Source organism: Phytobacter sp. RSE-02, assembly GCF_040578655.1.
GTDB lineage: Bacteria > Pseudomonadota > Gammaproteobacteria > Enterobacterales > Enterobacteriaceae > Phytobacter > Phytobacter diazotrophicus.
This window is the reverse complement of the sequence record NZ_JBEULY010000003.1, coordinates 246,816-269,559: the sequence shown is the minus strand read 5'-3', so window position 1 is coordinate 269,559 and position 22,744 is coordinate 246,816. Positions and strand designations below refer to the sequence as shown.

The 22,744-nt window shown below is 45.2% G+C and carries 27 protein-coding genes; 18 read left to right on the top strand and 9 right to left on the bottom strand.

The genetic code is table 11. The features are described 5' to 3' along the window. Positions 1-4 precede the first annotated feature (4 nt). The 5 genes from ABU190_RS08170 to cutC all read left to right on the top strand — a co-directional run bounded on the left by ABU190_RS08170 (position 5) and on the right by cutC (position 3,519). Positions 5-523 carry a hypothetical protein gene (locus ABU190_RS08170; protein ID WP_354691201.1) on the top strand — a complete coding sequence of 173 codons (519 nt, stop codon included), beginning with the start codon at positions 5-7 and terminating at the stop codon, positions 521-523. Then, on the top strand, positions 520-1,050 hold the full coding sequence (locus ABU190_RS08165; RefSeq protein WP_354690985.1) for a DUF3833 domain-containing protein: 531 nt from the start codon (positions 520-522) through the stop codon (positions 1,048-1,050). The genes ABU190_RS08170 and ABU190_RS08165 overlap by 4 nt, the downstream gene beginning before the upstream one ends. Positions 1,051-1,063: 13 nt before the next feature. Next, the gene (locus tag ABU190_RS08160) at positions 1,064-2,023 is read left to right on the top strand and encodes a DUF523 and DUF1722 domain-containing protein (protein ID WP_039078710.1); all 960 of its coding nucleotides are present in this window, start codon (positions 1,064-1,066) and stop codon (positions 2,021-2,023) included. Between the two features lie 109 nt (positions 2,024-2,132). Continuing rightward, entirely contained in the window at positions 2,133-2,693 is a 561-nt protein-coding gene (locus ABU190_RS08155; RefSeq protein WP_354690984.1) for a VOC family protein, read from the top strand. An 82-nt stretch (positions 2,694-2,775) separates the two neighbouring features. Beyond that, a complete protein-coding gene (gene cutC / locus ABU190_RS08150) occupies positions 2,776-3,519 on the top strand; it encodes a copper homeostasis protein CutC (protein WP_354690983.1) in 744 nt (247 codons plus the stop codon). 225 nt (positions 3,520-3,744) lie between these two features. Here cutC and cmoB read toward each other — a convergent pair whose 3' ends face one another. From cmoB to ABU190_RS08125, 5 genes are read right to left on the bottom strand one after another with little or no spacing between them, the layout of a single operon-like run. Beyond that, a complete protein-coding gene (gene cmoB / locus ABU190_RS08145) occupies positions 3,745-4,716 on the bottom strand; it encodes a tRNA 5-methoxyuridine(34)/uridine 5-oxyacetic acid(34) synthase CmoB (protein WP_071194611.1) in 972 nt (323 codons plus the stop codon). Further along, complete coding sequence (cmoA, locus tag ABU190_RS08140) at positions 4,713-5,456, bottom strand: carboxy-S-adenosyl-L-methionine synthase CmoA (protein ID WP_354690982.1); 744 nt, start codon at positions 5,454-5,456, stop codon at positions 4,713-4,715. The genes cmoB and cmoA overlap by 4 nt, the downstream gene beginning before the upstream one ends. A gap of 39 nt (positions 5,457-5,495) precedes the next feature. Beyond that, positions 5,496-5,891 carry an MAPEG family protein gene (locus ABU190_RS08135; RefSeq protein WP_039078715.1) on the bottom strand — a complete coding sequence of 132 codons (396 nt, stop codon included), beginning with the start codon at positions 5,889-5,891 and terminating at the stop codon, positions 5,496-5,498. Positions 5,892-5,939: 48 nt separating this feature from the next. Further along, positions 5,940-6,758 carry a DUF72 domain-containing protein gene (locus ABU190_RS08130; protein WP_039078716.1) on the bottom strand — a complete coding sequence of 273 codons (819 nt, stop codon included), beginning with the start codon at positions 6,756-6,758 and terminating at the stop codon, positions 5,940-5,942. Continuing rightward, positions 6,755-7,321: a hydrolase gene (locus ABU190_RS08125; RefSeq protein ID WP_110294764.1), complete on the bottom strand. Its 567-nt coding sequence runs from the start codon at positions 7,319-7,321 to the stop codon at positions 6,755-6,757. Before ABU190_RS08125 ends, ABU190_RS08130 begins: the two co-directional genes overlap by 4 nt. Before the next feature lie 268 nt (positions 7,322-7,589). Between ABU190_RS08125 and aspS the strand changes: the two genes are divergently transcribed. Genes aspS through ruvC form a run of 4 tightly spaced genes read left to right on the top strand, consistent with a single transcriptional unit; the run spans position 7,590 to position 11,142 of the window. Beyond that, positions 7,590-9,374, top strand: coding sequence for an aspartate--tRNA ligase (aspS, locus tag ABU190_RS08120; protein ID WP_296439032.1), 1,785 nt, complete (start codon positions 7,590-7,592; stop codon positions 9,372-9,374). Position 9,375: 1 nt separating this feature from the next. Continuing rightward, positions 9,376-9,819, top strand: a complete 444-nt coding sequence (gene nudB / locus ABU190_RS08115; RefSeq protein ID WP_039078719.1) for a dihydroneopterin triphosphate diphosphatase — start codon at positions 9,376-9,378, stop codon at positions 9,817-9,819. A gap of 26 nt (positions 9,820-9,845) precedes the next feature. Next, on the top strand, positions 9,846-10,586 hold the full coding sequence (locus ABU190_RS08110) for a YebC/PmpR family DNA-binding transcriptional regulator (RefSeq protein ID WP_047370910.1): 741 nt from the start codon (positions 9,846-9,848) through the stop codon (positions 10,584-10,586). A gap of 34 nt (positions 10,587-10,620) precedes the next feature. Next, positions 10,621-11,142, top strand: coding sequence for a crossover junction endodeoxyribonuclease RuvC (ruvC, locus tag ABU190_RS08105; protein ID WP_354690981.1), 522 nt, complete (start codon positions 10,621-10,623; stop codon positions 11,140-11,142). Here ruvC and ABU190_RS08100 read toward each other — a convergent pair. Next, on the bottom strand, positions 11,114-11,956 hold the full coding sequence (locus ABU190_RS08100; RefSeq protein ID WP_354690980.1) for a helix-turn-helix transcriptional regulator: 843 nt from the start codon (positions 11,954-11,956) through the stop codon (positions 11,114-11,116). The genes ruvC and ABU190_RS08100 overlap by 29 nt on opposite strands. A 67-nt stretch (positions 11,957-12,023) precedes the next feature. On the opposite strand from ABU190_RS08100, the gene ABU190_RS08095 reads away from it, so the two are divergent. From ABU190_RS08095 to ABU190_RS08055, 9 genes are all read left to right on the top strand, one after another. Further along, positions 12,024-13,691, top strand: coding sequence for a recombinase family protein (locus tag ABU190_RS08095; RefSeq protein ID WP_354690979.1), 1,668 nt, complete (start codon positions 12,024-12,026; stop codon positions 13,689-13,691). 609 nt (positions 13,692-14,300) lie between these two features. Then, positions 14,301-14,816, top strand: coding sequence for a hypothetical protein (locus ABU190_RS08090; protein WP_354690978.1), 516 nt, complete (start codon positions 14,301-14,303; stop codon positions 14,814-14,816). 73 nt (positions 14,817-14,889) lie between these two features. After that, complete coding sequence (locus ABU190_RS08085; protein ID WP_354690977.1) at positions 14,890-15,096, top strand: hypothetical protein; 207 nt, start codon at positions 14,890-14,892, stop codon at positions 15,094-15,096. Between the two features lie 467 nt (positions 15,097-15,563). After that, complete coding sequence (locus ABU190_RS08080) at positions 15,564-15,716, top strand: hypothetical protein (RefSeq protein ID WP_354690976.1); 153 nt, start codon at positions 15,564-15,566, stop codon at positions 15,714-15,716. Between the two features lie 47 nt (positions 15,717-15,763). Continuing rightward, positions 15,764-16,264, top strand: a complete 501-nt coding sequence (locus ABU190_RS08075) for a hypothetical protein (protein WP_354690975.1) — start codon at positions 15,764-15,766, stop codon at positions 16,262-16,264. Between the two features lie 50 nt (positions 16,265-16,314). Beyond that, positions 16,315-17,703 carry a hypothetical protein gene (locus ABU190_RS08070; RefSeq protein ID WP_354690974.1) on the top strand — a complete coding sequence of 463 codons (1,389 nt, stop codon included), beginning with the start codon at positions 16,315-16,317 and terminating at the stop codon, positions 17,701-17,703. 719 nt (positions 17,704-18,422) lie between these two features. Next, complete coding sequence (locus ABU190_RS08065) at positions 18,423-18,806, top strand: hypothetical protein (protein WP_354690973.1); 384 nt, start codon at positions 18,423-18,425, stop codon at positions 18,804-18,806. 96 nt (positions 18,807-18,902) lie between these two features. After that, positions 18,903-19,163, top strand: a complete 261-nt coding sequence (locus ABU190_RS08060) for a hypothetical protein (protein WP_354690972.1) — start codon at positions 18,903-18,905, stop codon at positions 19,161-19,163. A 69-nt stretch (positions 19,164-19,232) separates the two neighbouring features. Further along, positions 19,233-19,619 carry a hypothetical protein gene (locus tag ABU190_RS08055; RefSeq protein ID WP_354691200.1) on the top strand — a complete coding sequence of 129 codons (387 nt, stop codon included), beginning with the start codon at positions 19,233-19,235 and terminating at the stop codon, positions 19,617-19,619. Between the two features lie 54 nt (positions 19,620-19,673). Here the strand turns inward: ABU190_RS08055 and ABU190_RS08050 are convergent, their stop codons facing one another. The 3 genes from ABU190_RS08050 to ABU190_RS08040 all read right to left on the bottom strand — a co-directional run bounded on the left by ABU190_RS08050 (position 19,674) and on the right by ABU190_RS08040 (position 22,693). Beyond that, positions 19,674-20,402: a hypothetical protein gene (locus tag ABU190_RS08050; protein WP_354690971.1), complete on the bottom strand. Its 729-nt coding sequence runs from the start codon at positions 20,400-20,402 to the stop codon at positions 19,674-19,676. 321 nt (positions 20,403-20,723) lie between these two features. After that, entirely contained in the window at positions 20,724-21,986 is a 1,263-nt protein-coding gene (locus ABU190_RS08045; RefSeq protein WP_354690970.1) for a phospholipase D family protein, read from the bottom strand. A 149-nt stretch (positions 21,987-22,135) separates the two neighbouring features. Next, a complete protein-coding gene (locus ABU190_RS08040) occupies positions 22,136-22,693 on the bottom strand; it encodes a hypothetical protein (protein ID WP_071195166.1) in 558 nt (185 codons plus the stop codon). Between the last annotated feature and the right edge of the window lie 51 nt (positions 22,694-22,744).

Genomic DNA, 22,744 nt, shown 5'->3' with positions numbered 1-22,744 from the left:
AGTTCTGCGCTTTGCGCTGCTATTACTGATAGCCGCCACTCCCTTAGTGAGCGCCTCCGACTGGCTAAACTGGCGCAAAAGCGGTGACGCAACGTTAACCTGGGGGCCCTTTACCGTTTATACCTCGCAACTGCGCACGCCGCAGGGGCGCTATATCGCAGTGGATCAGGACCAGGCGTTAATCATTACCTACGCGCGGGACATCACGCGTGATGAACTGGTCGATGCGACTCGCGAACAGTGGCTGGCGCTGGGCATTCTGACGCGGGAAGCGCAGAGTCAGGCCTGGCTACGCACCCTGGCAACGCTCTGGCCGGATGTCCGTTCGGGCACGCAACTGGCGTTTGTTCTGCACGATAAACAAGGGCAGTTCTGGTATCGCGCTTCGGCGGCGCAAAAAGCCTTTACCCCGCTGGGGCCACCGCAATCCCTGGCGTTCAGCATCAGCTTTCTGGCCATCTGGCTCGATCCCCATACGCAATACCCCAGGCTGCGTCAGCAGCTTATTGGAGGTGAACAATGAAACGCATTCTGGCACTTGGACTGACACTTCTCTTAATGCTGACGGGCTGTAGTAGCGAGATAAATGACTATCAACGCCAACAGCCATCGCTCGATATATTTCACTATTTTCAGGGCAAGACCGAAGCCTGGGGCATGGTGCAGGACTATAGTGGTAAACAATTGCGCCGCTTCCACGTTGAGATAGAGGGCGACGTGGTGGGCGACACGCTGACACTCAACGAACATTTTGTGTACGACGATGGCGAAAAACAGCAGCGGGTGTGGCATATCCGGCGTACCGGTAACGGCCGCTATGAAGGGACTGCCGGCGATATCGACGGTGTCGCACGCGGTCAGGCGGCAGGCAATGCCTTTAACTGGCGTTACAGCATGAACGTGACGGCTGACGGGAAAACCTGGCTGCTACACTTTGATGACTGGCTGTATCTGCAGGACGATACACACCTTTTCAACAAAACCGCCATGAAGAAATTCGGCATTACCGTTGCAACGGTCACGCTCTTTTTCACCCGAAAAACACAATAAAAAGGAGAGGGGTATGAAAACTCAACCGACGATTGGTATCAGCGGCTGTTTGACCGGCTCGGCCGTGCGTTTCGATGGCGGACATAAGCGCATGGGGTTTGTGATGGACGAACTTGCCCAGTGGGTGACCTTTAGCCCTGTCTGCCCGGAGATGGCTATGGGGCTGCCCGTTCCCCGCCCGGCGTTGCGTCTGGTTCAGACCGCCAGTGGCGAGACCCGGATGCGCTTTAGCCAGGCGCCGAATGAGGATGTGACCCAGAAAATAGATGACTTCACCACGGCGTACCTGCCCCGCGTTGCCGAACTGGCCGGTTTTATCGTCTGTGCGAAATCACCGAGTTGCGGAATGGAACGCGTGCGACTGTATGATGAAAAAGGCGGGCGAGGTCGGAAAGAGGGCGTGGGGCGTTTCACCGGCGCGTTACTCTCGGCGTACCCGTGGCTGCCGGTGGAAGAAGACGGTCGCCTGCACGACCCGGTATTGCGCGAGAACTTTGTGGAGCGCGTATTCGCGTTATATGAACTCAATACCCTGCGGGCGCGCGGTCTGACCCGTCACAGCCTGCTCGATTTTCACAGCCGCTACAAACTCCAGTTGCTGGCACATCATCAGGCGGGATACCGCGAGATCGGGCCGTTTGTCGCGTCACTTTCCCAGTGGGACAACCTGGAGGCGTTTTTCGAGGCTTACCGGGAAAAGCTGATGGCGATCCTCAAACACCCGGCCTCCCGCAAGAATCACACTAACGTATTGATGCACATTCAGGGGTACTTTCATGGCAAACTTACGCCTCGTCAGCGCGGTGAGCTTCGGGAGGTGATTCTTCACTATCGCGCCGGGCTGCTGCCGATACTTGCCCCCTTAACGTTGCTCAAACATTACCTTGGTGAATACCCTGATCACTATTTACTGGCACAAAACTATTTCAATCCCTATCCCAACGACCTGGGGCTTCGCCTGAACCTCAAATAACCGGGTGGCAGTGACGTCAGACGCGGGCGATGTCACTGCATAACCTGAGTTGGTGACATGCGCAGAACAGGGTAAAGTATCGCCCGAATTCATCGCATGGGAACAAACTATGGCTGGCTGGCAACATATTGACGAGCTGCAGGATATCGCTGCAGATCTCCCGCGTTTCATTGAGGATCTGACACACCTTGTCACCCGCCTGGGGCTGGATATTCATGAACTCAATGCTGACCATATCTCCTTGCGCTGTCACCAGAACGCGACGGCCGAACGCTGGCGTCGCGGCTTTGAACAGTGCGGTGAGCTGCTCTCAGAAACCCTTATTAATGGCCGACCTATCTGTCTGTTCAGGTTATCGCAACCGGTGCAGGTCGCGCACTGGGCATTTAGCGTGGTCGAACTGCCGTGGCCGGGGGAAAAACGTTACCCGCACGAGGGGTGGGAGCATATCGAAATTGTACTGCCGGGTGAGCCGGAAACCCTGAATGCCCGCGCGCTGGCGCTGCTTTCGGATGAGGGGTTGAGCCAGCCAGGCATTTTTGTAAAGACCAGTTCGCCAAAAGGTGAACGAGAGCGCCTGCCGAACCCCACGCTTGCCGTGACCGATGGTAAAGTCACCGTCAAATTTCACCCCTGGTCGATAGAAGAGATTGTCGCCAGCGAGAAATAGAATCTCACTGTGTGAGGGCGCTCAGCACGCAGGTTGTTAAATAGTGCCATGCTGAGCATGCTGCATCTTAAAGGGAGAAGAGATGACGTTACTGGAAATATGTTGCTATAGCGCAACCTGTGCGGAGATCGCGCAGCAAAACGGGGCGGACCGCATTGAGCTGTGCGCCGCGCCGAAAGAAGGCGGGCTTACCCCCTCACTCGGGACGCTTAAAGCCGCCCGTCAGCGGGTCACCATCCCTGTGCACCCGATAGTACGCCCGCGCGGGGGCGATTTTTGCTACAGCGACGATGAATTCGCCGCCATGCTGGAGGATATCCAGTCCATCCGCGAACTGGGTTTTCCGGGAATGGTAACCGGCGTGCTGGATGAGGACGGCAATGTCGATATGCCGCGTATGCAACAAATTATTGAGGCGGCAGGGGGGATGGCGGTCACTTTTCATCGCGCTTTTGATATGTGTGCAAAACCGCGTGAAGCCGCTGAAAAATTGAGAGATTTAGGGGTTGTCCGCATCCTGACGTCAGGTCAACAGGCGAGCGCAGAAAAAGGTCTTTCATTAATTATGGAACTAAATACCCATTCAGGTGTTCCAATCATTATGGCTGGCGCGGGTGTCCGTGCAGCGAACCTGATGCGTTTTCTTGACGCAGGCGTGAAAGAAGTTCACAGCTCAGCGGGTATCTGGACACCATCGCCCATGCGTTATCGCAATACAGGATTGTCCATGTCGTCGGACGCCGCCGCGGATGAGTATTCGCGCTATGGTGTGGACGGCGAGGCAGTGGCGGTGATGAAGACAATGATTGTTCAGCATCGCCCATAACCGGTTTTTACCGCGCATCATGTCGCCCAATATGATGCTTGCTCGTACCAGGCCCCTGCCATTAACAGGGGCCTTTTTTTATCTTTCGCCTGCACATTTCGGCCTGCAACGGCGTTGGCTTTTCTCGCTCACCCCGGTCACCTGGTTATCTACGCTCCCGGGGATGCGCTGCGTCGCCGCCTTGTTGCAAACCGAACTATTCTGGCGAAAGGGCTTCGTCACTCATCATGGTTTACGTGCAATTAACACCGCGCGCACCGGGGCCGGGTAGCCTTCAATGGTTCTGGTGTGGTCATTCGGATCAAGGAAATCAGCCAGTGATTCCGTCACCATCCATGACGTACCGCGCTGCTCCCCGGTGGTGGTCGCACAGACATCGGCGATACGGACATCAACAAAGCCGCACTTCTCAAGCCAGTTTTTCAGCGCCGCCGCCGAGGGAATAAAATAGACGTTACGCATCTGGGCATAGCGATCACCCGGCACCAGAACGGTATGCTCATCACCGTCGACAACCAGCGTTTCCAGTACCAGTTCACCGTCTTTCACCAGTTGATCTTTCAACTGCCACAGGTGCTCCAGCGGTGAGCGACGGTGATACAGCACGCCCATGGAAAAGACGGTATCGAAGGCATTCAGCGCCGGAAGTTGCTCAATACCCAGCGGCAATAAATGGGCGCGACGATCATCCCCCAACAGCTTACGCACTGCTTCAAACTGACACAGGAACAGTTGCGTCGGGTCGATGCCCACGGCCAGCTTTGCCCCCGCGCCAATCATGCGCCACATGTGATAACCACTGCCACAGCCTACATCGAGAATAGTCCGGCCCTGCAAGTCAGACAGGTGCGGCAGCACGCGATCCCATTTCCAGTCGGAACGCCATTCCGTGTCGATATTGATGCCATACAGAGAGTAAGGCCCTTTACGCCACGGCATCAGATTGCGCAGCAGGGTCTCCATGCGCGTCAGTTGCCCTGCGCTTAACGGCGTTTCGCTTTCGGCGGTGACGCTATTAAGCAAGTCGAGATGCGAAGGCGTCAGCTCGGGTAAGAAATTCACCGCATTGGTCCACTGTTTGAACTGACCATGAAGCTGGTCACGTTGCCAGGCGGCAATCTGCGCCGGCAGGGTTTCTAACCAGTGAGACAGGGGGCTGACGGCGATTTGCTGATAAAAACGCTCGAAGGTGATCATGCCTGGTCACCCGCTTTCAGGGCAATCAGCGAACCAAAGTTAAAACACTGGAACCAGACTTCGCTATGTTTAAACCCGGCCTGTTGCAGGCGGGATTTATGCTTTTCGACCGAATCCGTCAGCATCACATTTTCCAGCATGCTGCGTTTCTGGCTGATTTCCAGCTCGCTGTAGCCATTGGCACGTTTAAAGTCGTGGTGCATGTTGAATAACAACTCGCCGACGTTGGCATCTTCAAAACTGAATTTCTCGGACAGCACCAGTGCGCCGCCGGGATTTAACCCCTGATAAATCTTATCCAGCAGCGCCTGACGTTCTTCTGGCACAAGGAACTGCAGGGTAAAATTCAGCACCACCATTGAGGCGTTTTCAATGGTGATATCGCGAATATCGCCTTCAATAACCTCGACCGGCGTAGGCGCTTTATACGCATCAATATGACGGCGGCAGCGTTCAACCATTGCCGGCGAGTTATCAACGGCAATGATTTTGCAGCCATCGTGATGAATATTACGGCGCACGGAAAGCGTCGCGGCGCCTAAAGAGCAGCCCAGGTCGTAAATCTGCGTCTGTGGCTGAACGAAACGCTCCGCCAGCATGCCGATCATCGAGATAATATTGGAGTAACCCGGGACGGAGCGCTGGATCATATCCGGGAAGACTTCGGCAACCCGTTCATCAAAGGTCCAGTCGCCCAGGCTGGCGATAGGCGCGGAAAAAAGCATGTCGCGGTTAGACATAATGTAAACATCCGGGAAAACAAAGTGGCGTATTGTGCGCTAACGCAGGGAGAAAACCAACTCCCACGGCATATACCACAGGTTTGCGACCACCATCAGTAGCAGCGAGCTCCAGGTCGCGCTCATTCCGGAACGACGCCAGCTTAGTTGTCGGTGATGAAGCCCGTAGTAATGCATTAAACGTCCGGCAATAAGCAGGATGCCGCACACGTGAACCATCCAGGTTTCAGCGCCGTTCATCTCCATAAATAACAACAGCACCAACGCCAGCGGAATGTATTCCACCGCGTTGCCGTGAATACGAATGGCGCTTTGCAACTCGCTGAACCCACCGTCGCCATAGCTGACGCGGTATTGCATGCGCAGACGCACAACATCAAATGAAAACTTAATGAGCAGTAACGCACCCAGCACGGCATACAGCGCGCTTACCATACAAACTCCCTTTATACGCGGATGGCTTTACAATGATAGGTAATCCGTTCAGAAAAGAGAAGATTGCTGAGGAATGGACGGAGGAGTGCCAATAGAGGGCAGCGCCTGCTGAAGATCTTTCCACAGTACATCCACGAGTTCCGGCGACTGGCCGTTATCAGGGGTGTGCAAAAACAGATATGGCGTGCTCTGCTTCTCCCATTGCGGCAGCTTCTCCAGCCAGACGCTGAATAATTGACGATTCTGTTCCATATCGTCACTACCGATAAAGCGGATCAATGGGTTTTGTGCGGTCACCAGGGCATGAACCGGCAGCTTAGGCTTCTTGCGCTGCGCATCCCTCACCGCTTCGCTGTGGGGGATGGCGCTGTGAATAGGGCGGCTATCCAGAATCACCCGGTTGACGCCGCGCTGATGCAGACCGCGGTTAAGTGACAACTCCGTCTCGCCTTTGGCAAAAAATTCCGGGTGGCGCACTTCAACACCGTAGGTGAAATCCGCCGGAAGTGCATCCAGGAAAGCCCACAGTGCCGGAAGATCGCGCGGACCAAAAGTGGCGGGCAGTTGTAACCAGTACTGGCCGATACGCGTTTCCAGCGGCGCAAGACGGGTGAAAAATTCCTGCGTCAAATCGCTGCACTGGCGCAGCGAGGCCTGATGGGAAATGGTCGCCGGAAATTTAAAGCAAAAGCGAAAATCATCGTGAGTTTGATCGTACCAGCGCTGGACAATTTCGGCTTTCGGTAGGGCATAGAGCGTGGTGTTGCCCTCCACGCAGTTAAAGTGGCGGGCATACTCTTCAAGACTGGTGATGCCAAGGCGCACCCATTTCGGGTGCGACCATTGCGGCAGGCCAAGGTAAATCATAACGCGGCCAGAATCTCCCCGGTGCTGCGCACGCGACCAATTCGCGGGAAGATATTTTTCATGCTGCCCTGATGCTGTTCACTGCTGGCAGCGGAGCAGGCATCTTCCGCAACCACCAGGTTAAAGCCCAGCTCCCAGGCGTTGCGGGCGGTGGATTCCACGCCGATGTTGGTGGAAATACCGCACAGCACGATGGTGTCGATACCACGGCGGCGCAACTGCAACTCCAGATCGGTACCGTAGAATGCGCCCCACTGGCGTTTAGTGACCTCAATGTCGCTCTCTTTCTTGCCAAGCGTCAGCGGATACGTCCACCAATTTTCCGGCAACGCGTGACCGCCAGTCTGCGCATCAACCGGCTGTTTTAACGCTTCGGCAAAATCGGCAGACCAGCCAACGCGGACCAGAATGACCGGCGCACTGTTAGCGCGAAACGCCTCAGCCAGCGTCGCGGCACGTTTCACCACATCCTCAGCGCTGTGCGGACCACCGGCAAACGGCAGAATACCTTCCTGCAAATCAATAACCACCAGGGCGGTGTTGGCAGCATTAAGTTCAAGCATGATAACTCCTGAAAAAAGAATGAGGTCGCACTTACCTTACGCGGTATCCTGCTGCACCCGGTTTACAAATTTTGTTAATTTTTGTGAGAATACGCACTAAGCGTGCGCAGCAAACGCGCGTACAGGCGGTATCGGGCTTATCGTGTGCCATTATTTCCAGTATAATAGCCGCCTTTTTTCATCCAGTTGTGACATTCAGCTAAAGCTGCGACATCGTCGCCTGCACGGCAGGCAACAATCAGCCTGCGGCAAAGTTAAGGGATATCTCATGCGTACAGAATATTGCGGACAGTTGCGTAAGTCCCACGTGGGACAGCAGGTGACTCTGTGTGGTTGGGTCAATCGTCGTCGTGATCTCGGCAGCCTCATTTTTATTGATATGCGTGATCGTGAAGGCATCGTTCAGGTGTTCTTCGACCCGGACGCCGAAGCTTTCAAACTGGCTTCCGAACTGCGTAATGAGTTCTGCATCGTGGTGACCGGCACCGTGCGTGCTCGTGACGAAAGAAACGTCAACAGCGATATGGCGACCGGCGAAGTGGAAGTGTTTGCCAGCGAACTGACCATTATCAACCGCTCTGAGCCGCTGCCGCTGGATTCCAATCAGGTTAATACCGAAGAAGCGCGTCTGAAATACCGCTATCTGGACCTGCGTCGTCCGGAAATGGCCCAGCGCCTGAAAACCCGCGCCAAAATTACCAGCTTCGTGCGTCGTTTTATGGATGACCACGGTTTCCTTGATATCGAAACCCCAATGCTGACCAAAGCGACGCCGGAAGGCGCGCGCGACTATCTGGTGCCTTCACGCGTACATAAAGGCAAATTCTACGCGCTGCCGCAGTCTCCACAGCTATTCAAACAGCTTCTGATGATGTCCGGTTTCGATCGTTACTATCAGATTGTGAAATGCTTCCGTGACGAGGATCTGCGCGCTGACCGTCAGCCAGAATTCACCCAGATCGACGTGGAAACCTCCTTCATGACCGCACCGCAGGTGCGTGAAGTGATGGAAGAGCTGATCCGCAACCTGTGGCTGGACATTAAAGGCGTCGATCTGGGCCAGTTCCCGATCATGACTTTCGCCGAAGCGGAGCGTCGTTACGGTTCCGATAAACCGGACCTGCGTAACCCGATGGAGCTGGTGGATGTAGCCGATCTGCTGAAAAACGTTGAGTTTGCGGTCTTCTCTGGCCCAGCCAACGATCCGAAAGGCCGCGTTGCCGCGCTCCGCGTTCCTGGCGGTGCCTCTCTGACCCGTAAACTGATTGATGAATACGGCAACTTTGTGAAGATCTACGGCGCGAAAGGCCTGGCTTACATTAAAGTGACCGAACGTGCGAAAGGCATGGAAGGCATCAACAGCCCGGTGGCGAAATTCCTGACCGCGGACATCGTTGAAGCTCTCCTGGATCGTACTGGCGCACAAGACGGCGACATGATTTTCTTCGGCGCCGACAACAAGAAAGTGGTAGCTGATGCGCTGGGTGCGCTGCGTCTGAAACTCGGTAAAGACCTGAGCCTGACCGACGAAAACAAATGGGCGCCGCTGTGGGTTATCGACTTCCCGATGTTTGAAGAAGACGGTGAAGGCGGCCTGACCGCAATGCACCATCCGTTCACCTCACCGAAAGACATGACGGCGGATGAACTGAAAGCCGCGCCGGAAGAGGCGGTTGCGAACGCTTACGATATGGTTATCAATGGCTACGAAGTGGGCGGTGGTTCTGTGCGTATTCACCGTGGTGATATGCAGCAGACCGTGTTCGGCATTCTGGGCATTACTGAACAGGAACAGCGCGAGAAGTTCGGCTTCCTGCTGGATGCGCTGAAATTCGGTACCCCGCCGCACGCAGGCCTGGCATTTGGTCTGGATCGTCTGACTATGCTGCTGACCGGCACCGACAACATTCGTGACGTTATCGCTTTCCCGAAAACCACTGCGGCTGCTTGTCTGATGACCGAAGCACCGAGCTTTGCTAACCCGGCTTCCCTGGCGGAACTGGGTATTCAGGTGCTTCCGAAAGCGTCAAAAGAGATTTCGGAGAACGAATAATATGCAATTTAAGTATCCCGTTTCTGTCTTAGTTGTTATTTATGCCCAGGACACGAAGCGGGTGCTGATGTTGCAGCGACGCGACGATCCCGATTTCTGGCAGTCGGTTACCGGCAGCCTGGAAGAGGGAGAGTCCGCATCGCAAGCCGCCGCGCGCGAAGTAAAGGAAGAGGTCGCCATTGACATTGCGACTGAGCAACTGGCCTTAATTGACTGTCAGCGCACGGTGGAGTTTGAAATTTTTGAACATTTACGTCATCGCTACGCCCCTGGCGTGGTGCGCAATACCGAATCCTGGTTCTGTCTTGCGCTACCCCATGAACGGTCGGTCGTGTTCACTGAACATCTGGCTTACCGCTGGGTCGATGCGCCGCAAGCGGCCGCGTTAACCAAATCATGGAGCAACCGGCAGGCGATTGAAGAATTTGTAATTCATGCCGTATAAATCAACGGTTAAGTGGAGAGTTTCTTATGGCAGGTCACAGTAAATGGGCCAACACCAAACACCGCAAAGCGGCACAGGATGCCAAGCGCGGTAAAATCTTTACCAAAATTATTCGTGAGCTGGTTACCGCAGCGCGCCTTGGCGGCGGCGATATCGGTTCCAACCCGCGTCTGCGTGCGGCAGTGGATAAAGCGCTGTCGAACAACATGACCCGTGACACCCTGAACCGTGCTATCGCACGTGGCGTGGGCGGTGATGAAGACGCGAACATGGAAACCATCATTTATGAAGGTTACGGTCCTGGCGGCACAGCGGTGATGGTGGAATGTCTGTCTGACAACCGCAACCGTACCGTTGCCGAAGTGCGCCATGCCTTCACCAAAACCGGTGGTAACCTGGGTACTGACGGCTCCGTTTCTTACCTGTTCAGCAAGAAAGGCGTGATCTCTTTCGAGAAAGGCGACGAAGACACCATCATGGAAGCGGCGCTGGAAGCGGGCGCGGAAGATGTTGTGACTTTCGACGACGGTGCCATTGACGTTTACACCGCATGGGAAGAGATGGGCGCAGTGCGTGATGCATTGGAAGCGGCAGGCCTGAAAGCCGACAACGCCGAAGTCTCCATGATCCCGTCAACCAAAGCGGATATGGATGCGGAAACCGCACCGAAACTGCTGCGTTTGATCGACATGCTCGAAGATTGCGACGATGTGCAGGAAGTTTACCATAACGGTGAAATTTCTGACGAGGTTGCGGCTACTCTGTGATTAGGCAACTTATCGCAATAACCGGAGACGCGTGATGTCTGTCATTCTCGGTATCGACCCGGGTTCACGCGTAACCGGTTACGGTGTGATTCGCCAGGTAGGCAGGCAACTGACCTACCTGGGCAGCGGATGCATCCGTACCAAAGTTGATGATTTACCGTCGCGCCTGAAATTAATTTATGCCGGTGTGACGGAAATCATCACCCAGTTCCAGCCTGATTACTTCGCGATTGAACAAGTCTTTATGGCAAAAAACGCCGATTCTGCGCTCAAGCTTGGGCAGGCGCGCGGTGTGGCCATTGTGGCTGCTGTAAACCAGGACCTACCCGTGTTTGAATATGCGGCCCGTCAGGTCAAACAGACGGTCGTCGGTATTGGCAGCGCCGAGAAAAGCCAGGTTCAGCATATGGTACGCGCCTTGCTGAAACTTCCGGCGAACCCGCAGGCGGACGCCGCCGATGCGCTGGCGATTGCTATCACCCATTGCCATGTCAGCCAGAACGCAGTGCAAATGAGCGATACCCGGCTTAATCTGGCGCGCGGGCGGCTGCGCTAAGTAATGCGCTGATTTTTTTGGCATCCTCAGGCGTTGACGGGTTATAGACGATCATCGTCAGATCTGGCTGCCCTTCAACGGCAAAACTCGAATACTCCAGCGATAATCTCCCCGCCTCGCGATGAATCAGCACTTTCGTGCCTTCGCCCATCGTGTCGATGGTATTGCTGCGCCACAGTTCGGCGAACAGCGGCGACGCGGCCATCAATTCATCAATAAGCGGTTTCACTTCTGCTGTTGCGCCTGAGCGGGTAGCATCTGCGCGAAAAGCGGCGACCAGCGACTGCGCCAGACCTTCCCAGTCTGCCTGGACCTCACGTACCTGCGGGTCGAGAAAGATACGCCGCAGAATATTGCGCTCGGTATGGGGCAGCTTTGCATAATCGGTCAGCACGACGGCAGCGGGTTGATTCCATGCCAGTACACACCAGGTCGCGGTGCGGATCATCGCCGGGCTGAGCGTCATACAATCCAGTACCTTTTGCAGCCGCGCCGTGACGGCCAGCGACGGGGTATAACGCACCTCAGGGGCGCGTCCGAGCGCCAGATGGAAGACATGCTCACGTTCGGGTGGGCTCAGTTGTAAAGCGTGGCATAAGCGCTCCAGCACTTCTGCTGACGGGGTGCCGCCGCGCCCTTGCTCCAGCCAGGTATACCAGGTGGCGCTAATACAGGCCAGATGCGCCACCTCTTCACGGCGTAATCCGGGTGTACGACGACGCCCGGTATGAAAACCAAGCGCATCCGGGTCGAGCCGCGCACGGCGGTGTTTGAGGTAATCGCCTAACTCTGTGGGACGGGTATCGCGCTGCATCCTGTTAGTCCTTATACCACCATGTATCATGCTACTATACAGCACGGGTTTGTTAAGGATTCAGTACATGAAAACGAAAAACGTATATTGCTACTGTAGGGTATCGTCTGGCCGCCAAAAGACAGAAATGGGTGGTTTTGGTATGAGTAGGCAACAAAGCTTATTAATGCAGTACATTAAGAACTATGATGATGAACTTAAACTTGGCTATTCACTCGATGCCAGTACTGTTACCTTTCTTAATGCTGAGGGTGTTTCTGGTTTCTCAGGAAAGAACATTGCACTAGGTTCAGTACTGCACGGATTCATAGATGATATTGTAAAAGGAAGAATAAAAAATGCAGTATTGGTTCTGGAAAATATTGATAGATTTTCGCGTGTAAATCCAAACACGGCAACTGAATTGTTTTTGAAACTAATTAATAACGGTTGTGATATACATGAAGCAGAACAGGAAACAGTTCATCATCAGTTTTCAGACACAAATTTAATTAGTGCAGGATTAACTCGTAGCCACAAAGAATCACTTCGAAAACAAAAACTATCAACAAAAAATTGGGATAAACGGTTTCGAAATACTGTTCAGTATAAAGTACCGTTAACAGGTCGCTGTCCTGGTTGGTTGAAAGTTAAAAATGGTGAGTACAATATTATTGAAGAACATGCTAGAGCAATACGACTAATCTTTGAATTGTACAATAAAGGTTATGGACAAGCATTTATACGTGATGAACTGAATACCAGGGGTTGGTTATACAATGGTAAAACTTGGGGAGGGTGGAACATACATCGTGTGTTAACTGATGTAAGAGTAACAGGGAAATATAGACCTCAATCAAAAATACGACAAGAATATGATGAAATGATCATTTACCCTGAAATCATTTCTCAACGTGAATTCAAAACTGCTGAACAAAAATTAAAAAGTAAAGGTCGTAGTAAAACTATATCAAGAAGTGCTAATAATCTTTTTTCTGGCATGCTAATGTGTGGCATATGCAATGAGGCACATCTATTCGTAATGATAGATTACAAAAATAGGTACTGCCGTTGCTCACATGTTGTAGCAGGGAATAAGAGATGTAGTGCAAGGGGGTTCAAGTATGAATTTCTCGAGATGGCACTTCTGAATCATTTGAGAAAATTGAATGATGTAATAATAGTACCAGTGCAAAATGAAGAGTTTGACAAGATTAATGATGAATTGATTTATACTATAAAGTACCGCGATGAGGTCATGAGTGATATTGAAAAAGAGGATATTCCAGACCCAAGCGATAGACGCATACTTAAAAATCTACAAATTAAGATTCGAGATCTCGAAAATAGTCTTGATGAATTGAAGAAGAGTAATAATGTAAAAGATGAGGTTAATGCTATTGCTCAGAACATTACTGATGGATTATTAGATCGAGAGAATGTTGCAATGAGACAGGAATTCAATGCTCATCTGCGGAAGGTTATCAAGAGAATAGCAGCTTTTAGAACTAACTCTGATACTATTTTAATATCAATTGAATACTATTCTGGGAAGGAGTTGCAATGGCTCAACGTTGATGCTAAAGACGGTCAGGTATTAGGTAATGTATTCATCAGTGAAAATGAAGTAACCTTTTTAACAAAACAAGGTACTGTAATTTATAACCAAAAAAACAACACATATATACAAGGCGAAAGCATTATCAGTAAAGATGAAGTACTTAACCTTTTACCCAAAGATACTTTGCAATTTTAATATATAAAACGCGGTACTTCTTAAAAATCCAACCTCACAGGAAGCGTTCTGTGAGGTTTTTTTACGCCTGCCAATGTAATTCTTCGTCTTTAGCCTGGTGGCCTTAAAATGCGATACAGAGCGTTTTAGACGATCTCTGAATAATTACACTCCATTATTGCATTTTTATGCAAAATAAATGCATTAATATTGAATTAATGTGTATGAGATTTAACCTTGTTGTACAATGAATGAACTATCTATGCCTATTTGATGATTTTTGGGCCGATTTATTGCGATAACGCCAGCGTCAAGAATAGAGCGATAATATAAAATTAAGTACTGGAATATTATTTGAATGGAAAAGTACTAGTAATTAAATGTACTAATAAACTAACTATCAGAACGTGCGGATAGAGTTATTAAGAAGGAATTTAAAGTACATTTTTAATTTTGAGTTTTGTCAACAATTATTTTAAGATTTTCTCATTTATTTGTTGCTGCCAGCCGTTCAGGGTGGTAATATATTTCCATCAGCCCGACACGCGATAAAATTAAATTGAACGTCAATCAGATTATTAATTAATCGACGGGCCGCTCATTGTCATTTTATAATTAAGCGAGGCAGTCATGAGTAAAAGCAAAAAGGAAACTATTAATGATCTCTTGAAAAAACAAGAAGCTATTCAAGAGCAGATTAATAAAATTAAACAACAAGATGAATTATATAATGAATGCAAGAATGAACTTATTAATAAAGGTATCAATATTGAAGAGTTTATTCGTTATCTCGGTGGTGTACCATCTGCTAATGATAAATTTCTAGTTGTTTTTGATGGAGTTGAATACAGTACTTCCCATAAGAAACTAGTTAAAAAGCTAACAGACAGTGATGCGTATAAACAATTGATTATAGAAAAACCGGAAATGATGGTACTTGATACTTTCATGCGAGCATATAGTACCCAGTATTGTGAAATTTACCCATTGAATGCTCGATATAAAGATTCAGAATTTTACTTGAATGCAAATGGTACTCTTAATTCTATTTCTCAGGTTGTGTTTGAGAAGTATTGCAATGAGAACGGATTGAAAAAATCGGATAACTTGATTAAGCAATTTAAAGAAGCTGTTTTGATAAAGTGAGGTTAAGTATGGGTAAAAGTTTCAACGGTTAAATGCATTAAAATCTAAGTTAACAAATGATGAGGAATAAAATATGAAACCGAAAGTACTTGAAATGAAAGCACGAAAAATACCTGTTATGTATAAAGATGAAAAGGGAGTCACAATATTCAAAGAGGCAGTAGCGTTTTTTGATGAAAAAGATCTTTGTGTTGATCCCACAAAAAATGAAGAATATACCCAAGAGGAAATTAAAAGAATGACTGATGAAGCATTCGAATATGGGGAATCTTTAGATTAAAGAACATATAGTAGCGTTTAGTGTTAAGTTCAAACATTATACAAAAAATATTCGCACCTATTCCTTCATGGTCTAAGTACTTGAAGCTTAATATATCTCCTAATTGTAGCAGTCAATTAGCCTCCATTATGGGGGCTTTTTTATACTTGATGATAAATACAATGTAATTCAAATGGAGATTAATATATGTTGTGTTTATTACAAGAGTTTATAGTTGGTTTGTTATATATTTTTATACTGTATCCATTAATAATTATTTTTTATGTTTTAGTAATTATATTTCGTATTATATACCCATGTTTGACAAAAAGAATAAATAAAAATAATAAGAAGTAAATTATTCCTGAAACGAAAATGATTTATGTCTTATACTCATATTGCAAGATAAATCTCCGCTTATAACCCTAACGCAATGTTAGGGTGTTTTTTGTCGGAAAATTACAAAAAAATGTGAACAAGGAAAATATATGAAAGAGCAAAAAACTCTAGGCGTGGGAGTACGCCTTAACAATACTCAACATGAAGCACTACAAAAAATAATTAATAATGGGAAAGCAAATAGCATTTCAGGAGCCATTCAGTACTTAATTAACCAACATATAATATTAGGTAGTAAGTAATCAGTACTTCAAGGATTGAAGTACTTTAATATAAAGGATTATATAAAATGACTAAGATAAATGATTTAAAATGTACACGTAATCAATACCAACTATATAAAGAAGCATATAGGTATTGGCAGAATATGCATTACAGAGTTGAACATAGCAAAAATTACACTAGTGTGAGTATATGCAATGCATGGTATGCATTTAGTAATTTTTATGCTTGGTTCGAACCGAACTATGAAAACGGATGGCAATTAGATAAAGACCTTCTATCAGGTACTATATACAGTCCGGACACCTGCTTGTTCGTACCTAATGAAGTAAATCAGTTGTTTCGAACATTCAGCACATCATTAATGAAGGGAGTTGTACAAAATCATAAAGGGTATCAGGCCCAAATTTCTATCAATGGGGTAATAATAAAATTAGGTACATATCCTACAGTACAAGAAGCACATGACGAATATGTACTTGCACGAAAAGAAAGGTGTTTAGCTTTATCTAACCAATACTCAAATTACACAAAGTTAAGTTCAGTACTTTACAACTATTCAAAATAATAAAAAAGCCAGCGGGAAGGCTGGCTATTTTAATACTATAGGGATATTACATGACTATTTATAGCAGATTAAAATACATTAGTTCAGATTGCGGTAGTGGTAAGACACATGCACTAATTCAACAGATATTACGTACTGATGATCGGTATATCATCGTACAAGGTACATTACAGTTGGTCGAACAAACACATAGGGACTTAGGGACTGTGTCAAAGATGATTACGTCCAGAAGCTGTACTGAAAGTGTGGAAAAAGAATTATATGAATTTTTATTAAATCCAACTTGTAGAGTGTTACTTATCACTGATAAATCATTTTTGCGTATAACGGATTTATCATTACTTCGACAGTGGAAGATATATCTAGATGATGTTGTATCATTCCATGACTTCGCAACACCAAACACCAACCAGAAATCACTAATTGAGAATGAATTGTTTCATAGCTTTGAAGCAATTGGTGATAATCATGTTACGGCTAAACCAGTTACGGAATTCAATGATGTAGTACTTGAAAATGCGGCCAAAGCATTTTCTTTCGTTAAGCAGTATGATCACTTTCTTTTCAATGCACGTTTCTTTGAGAAAGTAGGCGGTACTAATCAGTACAAACAAGAGAAAGATCAGCTTCAAGTAATGTCTTGGGTGAACTTGAAACGTTTCATTGGGCTTGATATTACGTTTATGGCTAACGATTTTGAGAACACACTTGTGTACTTATCATCACCTGAAAGTTTTGAACGTACTACCATAAAACTGAGAGAGCGTTCAGTACCCCTACAGCAGCGTATGAGAGTACATTACTTTAGTGATGTACCATTAACTGCCTCACTACGTTCAAACTCACCTGAGCAGTTTGAGAAGGTTTTAGAGTGGATAAGAAGTAATTTAACTGATTACATATTTACCGTGAATAGTGACCAAAACGAAAAAGTACTTAACGGTAAGTATGTACCACCTAAAAGCCGGGGTATTAATGATTACAAGAACTACACAAAAGCCGTTTGGTTAAGTTCACTCAAACCTTCTAATGTAGAAGTAAAACAATGTGAATTAATGTTTGGCCTAACATACAAGCAGATAGTACAAGCAAGAGAGAATGAAGAACTATATCAATTTATACAACGTACAAAACTACGTGACTACGAGAGCGATGTAGTAGTAGATATCTATGTGTTCGATAAGCAACAGGCACTATCATTGGCTGATACACCAATCTTTATTGATTTAGCTATTGAGGTAACGAATAGTGCTAAGCCAGTTAGTACATTCTTGCCATTGAACTTAAGTACTTCACAGAAAAAAGCATATCAACGAATTACTAAAGAGCAATTTCCAACAATTGAGTCATTTAATATGTGGATGAATAAAAAAGCACAATCACAATTGAATGAACAGCAACGATTACATTTTGTATCTAAGTATAATTCACTACGTTGATCATAAAAATGTCTCTAAAAACTATCTAATATTGTTAGGTAATAAAAGGAGACAAAATTAAGACCGAAGGGCGTAAAACAAGTACAGGAAAACGGGCAAGCCCGTTTGATGTACGCAGTGTTACGACATAAGGCGGTATGTACCGCCTTATAGAGATCATCCCTCTATATAATAAGATAGCACACGAATTCGCTTTGCTCCTTCGTGGCTATTATGAGAGGTACTGAATCCGCTCGTTCCTCGCCATTCAGTACCTCTCATAATCTTTTCTCTTTATGTACTAATAAGTAAAAATAATAATACGGGGTCGGCCTTACGGCCTAAAGTATTTCGCTGTACAAGGGCGGGGCGTCGGCTGTTTAAGCCTCCTAATATGTACTCAGTCAGTACATCCAAGAGCGAAGCGATACCCCATCTGATCATTTCCCGGCATGATGGTGAAATTTTCAATCAAGACATGAAACGAATCCATTGATCCGGCATATTGTTTGTCTATGTAATGAGCATTAGACTATGTGAAAATGTGTAGAGCGATGTTCAGATTGAAGTACTTAAAGGGATACTAAAATGAACAGGAAACAATTCATCGAGTCACATGGGGCAACTATGTCCAAATTGTCATGCAATGATACATAGGGGCAGTAAGGTACTAACTTTAGATACTTTAAAATAAATCATTAAGAAAAATGAAAAGATTACTTGAAATGTTAGGGGGTAAAATGAAGAAGTTATTAACAGTCGCGGCATTATTGATAGCGAGTACCAACGCAAATGCTGCATTTTATTTAATAACTAATGAAGGGAATAAAGTAACTGTTAGCAATGACTTATCAATTGCTGTATACATTAATCCTAAAACTGGAGCGGAGAGGTTTGTTAGGGATATGACCTCTACTGACCAGGTTGATAATTATGGTCGCCCATATACATCTGTTGGTTACTATAATTCAAAATGTCAGAAAGTTAAAAGATGTGGGGAGCGATCATTGGGTATTAAAATGTATGGTGATAAAGTTGGAGGAGCTAATATAATATTTTTTGATTCTGATTTTCATGTAATAAAAACCGAAGATGTTGATGAGAAAAACATAACAAAAGATTAAGTTATATTATTGCCTTTGGATAGTATGAGTCAAAGGCAATGCACAACTCAGATGTATTATAGTAAATACCATAAACAATAAAATGGATTTACGAAAGTGATAATTGAATTTAGAGAAGGTGATGATGGTACATACTACTATCATTACATAACAGACGAAGTTCGTATCAGTACAGATGGCATCGTATTGACTATTGAAACACGTGATTTTAAGGTGCGTAATTTAGGTGAACCATTCCAGTACTTAACTATTCGGGAAAGAAGGGATGAGTACTTCAACGAAAGTTTAATCAATCCATACATAGATACTGTCATAGAAGCGGTAGAAAAGTTACATGTAATTTTGATTAAAGTTTAATACTCATGTACCGATAACTATTTAGTACAAATGATTAAACTGACAGTACTTAAGGAAACTATTATGAAAATGAAATCATTATGTTGCATTTTACCTCTAATATTCAGTACTTCCCTGTATGCAGCAGAAGCTAATGTAGGAAAAATATGTAAGGCAGCCGCTGCAACTATGTTCGGTAGGGATCATAAGATCATGAAGCTGGATAAGATTGCCTCAGATATTGCGTATGTACACTATATTAGGAAAGATGACGGTACTAGATGGGCTATAAAATGTAAGCTGATCGGCGATCAAGTTATGTGGGCTTCTGACAATCCAGATAGTTCAGGACGTTGGAGAAATGATCCCGCCGATAGTGTTGTAAAGTTTACTATCAATGGTAAGAAAGTAACTATCACTGAGAATTATGGTGATGGCTCAAGTATATCAAAATCGATTTCTCTGAACGAACTATAAAAAAAGGCAGTACATTAATGTACTGCCATAGCCTTGTTGATATATAGACTCATATCATTTAGTTTTGATATCAAAATATAGTTCATATTGCAGTCTTTCATTTAATATAGAATCAATGACCTCATTGTAGTGAATTACAGTGGTCAACAGTTCTTTAATGTCATGCTCTAATTGCCTGGCTTGATTTTTGACATAATCAGGGTCATAAACATCACTATTTTTATCGCTATGTAAATCACTATTCTTTATTGCATCTAAATAAAAAATCTCCGTTACTCTTGCTTGCAAAATATTAGGTTCAATATCAACTCTTAGCGGAAGATTATAAATATCAGTGTATTCTTTCTTAAAATTCCAACCTACACCGTTTAATTCGAAAATAGATTTCTCATAGTCAGCAATGAGAGTATAAAACTCTGAAAGTATCTTTTCTATTTTTGCTAAATCTTCGCTTACATCTGATGAAGCACAAAAATGTTCAACATGTGTATGCATATTATCTAACACTGGTCTCATTTTCATTAAGGTCAAAAATAGATCTCTCGCTGATAAGTAGCCAAGTTCAACTTTTTTATTTTCAAACCATTTCTTTGCTTGTAATGCTGCATAAGCAGCAGCACTTGCCATCGCAATGTTACATATAGCACTAACCCAATCTGTTACAGAACCCCACTCAAACCCTGCCGCATCAGCAAATAGTACTTTTATCAAAAATAAAATTTCCAAAAAAGCAACAACCGCTATTAGGATAGTAAAAGGTACTTCATATTTTTTAATGTCCATATCAAACCTTTATTAAAAGCAGCAGAAGTACTTTACCACTACTGGAACCTACAGATATACTGCTTTACGCACACATCCCTAGTTTTGGGTGGTTTGTTGATGTATCAGCATCAGGGACGGGGATGTGTGCAACTCAAAATGGTAATTCTCCTGATCAACGAACCAACCTGATTCATGTTCACGTATCATCTCATCCTCTGATCTAATCAAATCAATTCCATCCTGCACTCTCGGTAACGGCACATCAGATATCAGTACGAAACAGTCACGTTCTATAGTACCGAACCAGTACGAACCCCTGTAGTTCTGAAAATCTGCTAATTAAAGTTGTTTAACATCGAAACCATAAAACCTTAGTATCTTTGTTGTTCTCCCATTGATGATCGGATATTCTTCTTTATTGACCCATCCAACTAATTCTTGTACATTGGCATTACCAAAATGGTTTAACTTATAGTTACTATCATAAATTAAATCAGCCATTCTACTTACAATATCGCCTCGACCATAAAGTAAATGCACAATGCTTATCTTGACACAGTCAATAGGATTTAATTCTATAAATGTCGGTATTTGAGAAACTTTCCCACCTTTGTAAAATCTATAACGGTCATGTAAGGAATGCAGCACCATTAATGTTTCGATAATTTGATCGTAGTCTAAAGATTTTATTTTATCAGGTGATGAAAAGTTTCTTTGAATGAGTGGGTAATTAATGGGTATAATTTTTTCCTCGTAATGAGGCCAATAAGTCTTAAGCCATTCTGATATGTTTGCTCTTAATGTATTGATGTTATTATCAAATCCTAACTTAGTGTCCTTCCATGTTTCTCCAGTTGCTATTTTATCCTTCACAAAACTAAAGAATGAGTCAATTTCCAATCTTAATGGAATGACATTGTCAGGTGTTTTTCTGGTGAATTCTTGATAAATGCTTTGTATTTTATTGAAAGCATTTCGATATGATTGGTAGTTTTGCTGATATGTATGAGTAAATATACTCTTTGATCCTTTAATCTTAACATCAGTTGTAATGTTATTAGTGCGAATTACACCGATTTTATCCAATACCTTATTGTTAAGACTGGTAATATCTTTGTTAATTTTATCATGTTCTCTATATATTTTTTGATAATCATTTAAATACTCATTTGTGAGTGCTTTAGCATCCATCCAATAAGTGTTAAAGGTTTCAATTAATCCTATAAACGCATCATCATCGGAATTAACACTAACCATTATTTCTTGATTAGAATCTATTCCACTTTTCGTCAGATTTGCAGATCCAATAAGAGCATCGTCATCATCAAATATGATAAGTTTCGGATGGAAGGATTCATCTGTGAAGAAGCGTATGTTTACATTATTATTTTGTATTAGAGAACGCAAAGCCGTAGGGCTTGTGGGGAATCCTAACCTTACGACTAGATTTATGGTAATGCCTTTAGAGGCTAAATCAGAAATCAATTCTGCATCGGTAAAAAATGCAGATGCTATCATCATTGTCTTACATTGCCGAGACATTTGGAGGATTGCGTTGCGAATGAAATCATTTCTTGATTTAGTGTTGGTGTAAAGATTCATAGTAAATTCCTTTTGAAATAACTAATATAAATTTATCAAAAATCAAGATCAAGTAGGTTCTCCGACGTTCGACGAAGATCGCGAGGTTTCGGCAGCCCTTATATTTTCATGTGAATGCGGAGTGTTATTTACCCCGCACCGCAAGCTGTCTAAATTACAGCAAATCCAACTCTAGCATCTTCGCATTCGCAATCTGCATCATCGTCACAATCACAAAGCCTGATAACACTGTAGAAACCATTCATGTCTTTGACATAATCTCGCATTTTAGAGATGCTACGATCACTGCAATTTCGATGAAAACCTACACACCAAAAAGAACGCTGATCCAATAAACACTTTTTGATAGAGTTAATTTTATCAATGTCACGCTCGAAGCCATTTATTAGCGGCTGAACGTTGTTTGAGCATTTAAATTCAAGAAAAATGTAGGAGTTATAGCGTGTACGTTTCTGTCGAAATGCCAAATCGATAAACATGTTGTATCTATTTTTAAGCATTCTTTTATCAGGAAAAGCTTGAACTTCCTTTTCAACAAATAATCCATCAATTTGAGATATGAAATATGCAACTTCAAGTTGTAACCATTTTTCCCAATCATTTTTATGCTTCCCGCAAATAAATCTAATTTTCTTCCTTATTGTCTCATCTGTAAGGAATTTTTGCATGAGTGCTTGCACTAAAATTTTATCTTGTCTTAATCCCATGAATCCATCCATTCGTAAAAAAACAATCTAGTTATCGGCAAAGAAGATAAA

Bases quoted from the DNA above. Each gene is read 5' to 3' on its own strand.
- ABU190_RS08080 (WP_354690976.1), top strand. From the start codon at position 15,564: ATGAAAGAGCAAAAAACTCTAGGCGTGGGAGTACGCCTTAACAATACT.
- ABU190_RS08110 (WP_047370910.1), top strand. From the start codon at position 9,846: ATGGCAGGTCACAGTAAATGGGCCAACACCAAACACCGCAAAGCGGCA.
- cmoB (WP_071194611.1), bottom strand. From the start codon at position 4,716: ATGATCACCTTCGAGCGTTTTTATCAGCAAATCGCCGTCAGCCCCCTG.
- aspS (WP_296439032.1), top strand. From the start codon at position 7,590: ATGCGTACAGAATATTGCGGACAGTTGCGTAAGTCCCACGTGGGACAG.
- ABU190_RS08090 (WP_354690978.1), top strand. From the start codon at position 14,301: ATGAGTAAAAGCAAAAAGGAAACTATTAATGATCTCTTGAAAAAACAA.
- ABU190_RS08055 (WP_354691200.1), top strand. From the start codon at position 19,233: ATGAAATCATTATGTTGCATTTTACCTCTAATATTCAGTACTTCCCTG.
- ABU190_RS08075 (WP_354690975.1), top strand. From the start codon at position 15,764: ATGACTAAGATAAATGATTTAAAATGTACACGTAATCAATACCAACTA.
- ABU190_RS08160 (WP_039078710.1), top strand. From the start codon at position 1,064: ATGAAAACTCAACCGACGATTGGTATCAGCGGCTGTTTGACCGGCTCG.
- cmoA (WP_354690982.1), bottom strand. From the start codon at position 5,456: ATGTCTAACCGCGACATGCTTTTTTCCGCGCCTATCGCCAGCCTGGGC.
- ABU190_RS08045 (WP_354690970.1), bottom strand. From the start codon at position 21,986: ATGAATCTTTACACCAACACTAAATCAAGAAATGATTTCATTCGCAAC.
- ABU190_RS08070 (WP_354690974.1), top strand. From the start codon at position 16,315: ATGACTATTTATAGCAGATTAAAATACATTAGTTCAGATTGCGGTAGT.
- ABU190_RS08100 (WP_354690980.1), bottom strand. From the start codon at position 11,956: ATGCAGCGCGATACCCGTCCCACAGAGTTAGGCGATTACCTCAAACAC.
- ABU190_RS08130 (WP_039078716.1), bottom strand. From the start codon at position 6,758: ATGATTTACCTTGGCCTGCCGCAATGGTCGCACCCGAAATGGGTGCGC.
- ABU190_RS08125 (WP_110294764.1), bottom strand. From the start codon at position 7,321: ATGCTTGAACTTAATGCTGCCAACACCGCCCTGGTGGTTATTGATTTG.
- ABU190_RS08095 (WP_354690979.1), top strand. From the start codon at position 12,024: ATGAAAACGAAAAACGTATATTGCTACTGTAGGGTATCGTCTGGCCGC.
- ABU190_RS08085 (WP_354690977.1), top strand. From the start codon at position 14,890: ATGAAACCGAAAGTACTTGAAATGAAAGCACGAAAAATACCTGTTATG.
- ABU190_RS08155 (WP_354690984.1), top strand. From the start codon at position 2,133: ATGGCTGGCTGGCAACATATTGACGAGCTGCAGGATATCGCTGCAGAT.
- ABU190_RS08050 (WP_354690971.1), bottom strand. From the start codon at position 20,402: ATGGACATTAAAAAATATGAAGTACCTTTTACTATCCTAATAGCGGTT.
- ABU190_RS08065 (WP_354690973.1), top strand. From the start codon at position 18,423: ATGAAGAAGTTATTAACAGTCGCGGCATTATTGATAGCGAGTACCAAC.
- ABU190_RS08165 (WP_354690985.1), top strand. From the start codon at position 520: ATGAAACGCATTCTGGCACTTGGACTGACACTTCTCTTAATGCTGACG.
- cutC (WP_354690983.1), top strand. From the start codon at position 2,776: ATGACGTTACTGGAAATATGTTGCTATAGCGCAACCTGTGCGGAGATC.
- ABU190_RS08135 (WP_039078715.1), bottom strand. From the start codon at position 5,891: ATGGTAAGCGCGCTGTATGCCGTGCTGGGTGCGTTACTGCTCATTAAG.
- ABU190_RS08040 (WP_071195166.1), bottom strand. From the start codon at position 22,693: ATGGGATTAAGACAAGATAAAATTTTAGTGCAAGCACTCATGCAAAAA.
- ruvC (WP_354690981.1), top strand. From the start codon at position 10,621: ATGTCTGTCATTCTCGGTATCGACCCGGGTTCACGCGTAACCGGTTAC.
- nudB (WP_039078719.1), top strand. From the start codon at position 9,376: ATGCAATTTAAGTATCCCGTTTCTGTCTTAGTTGTTATTTATGCCCAG.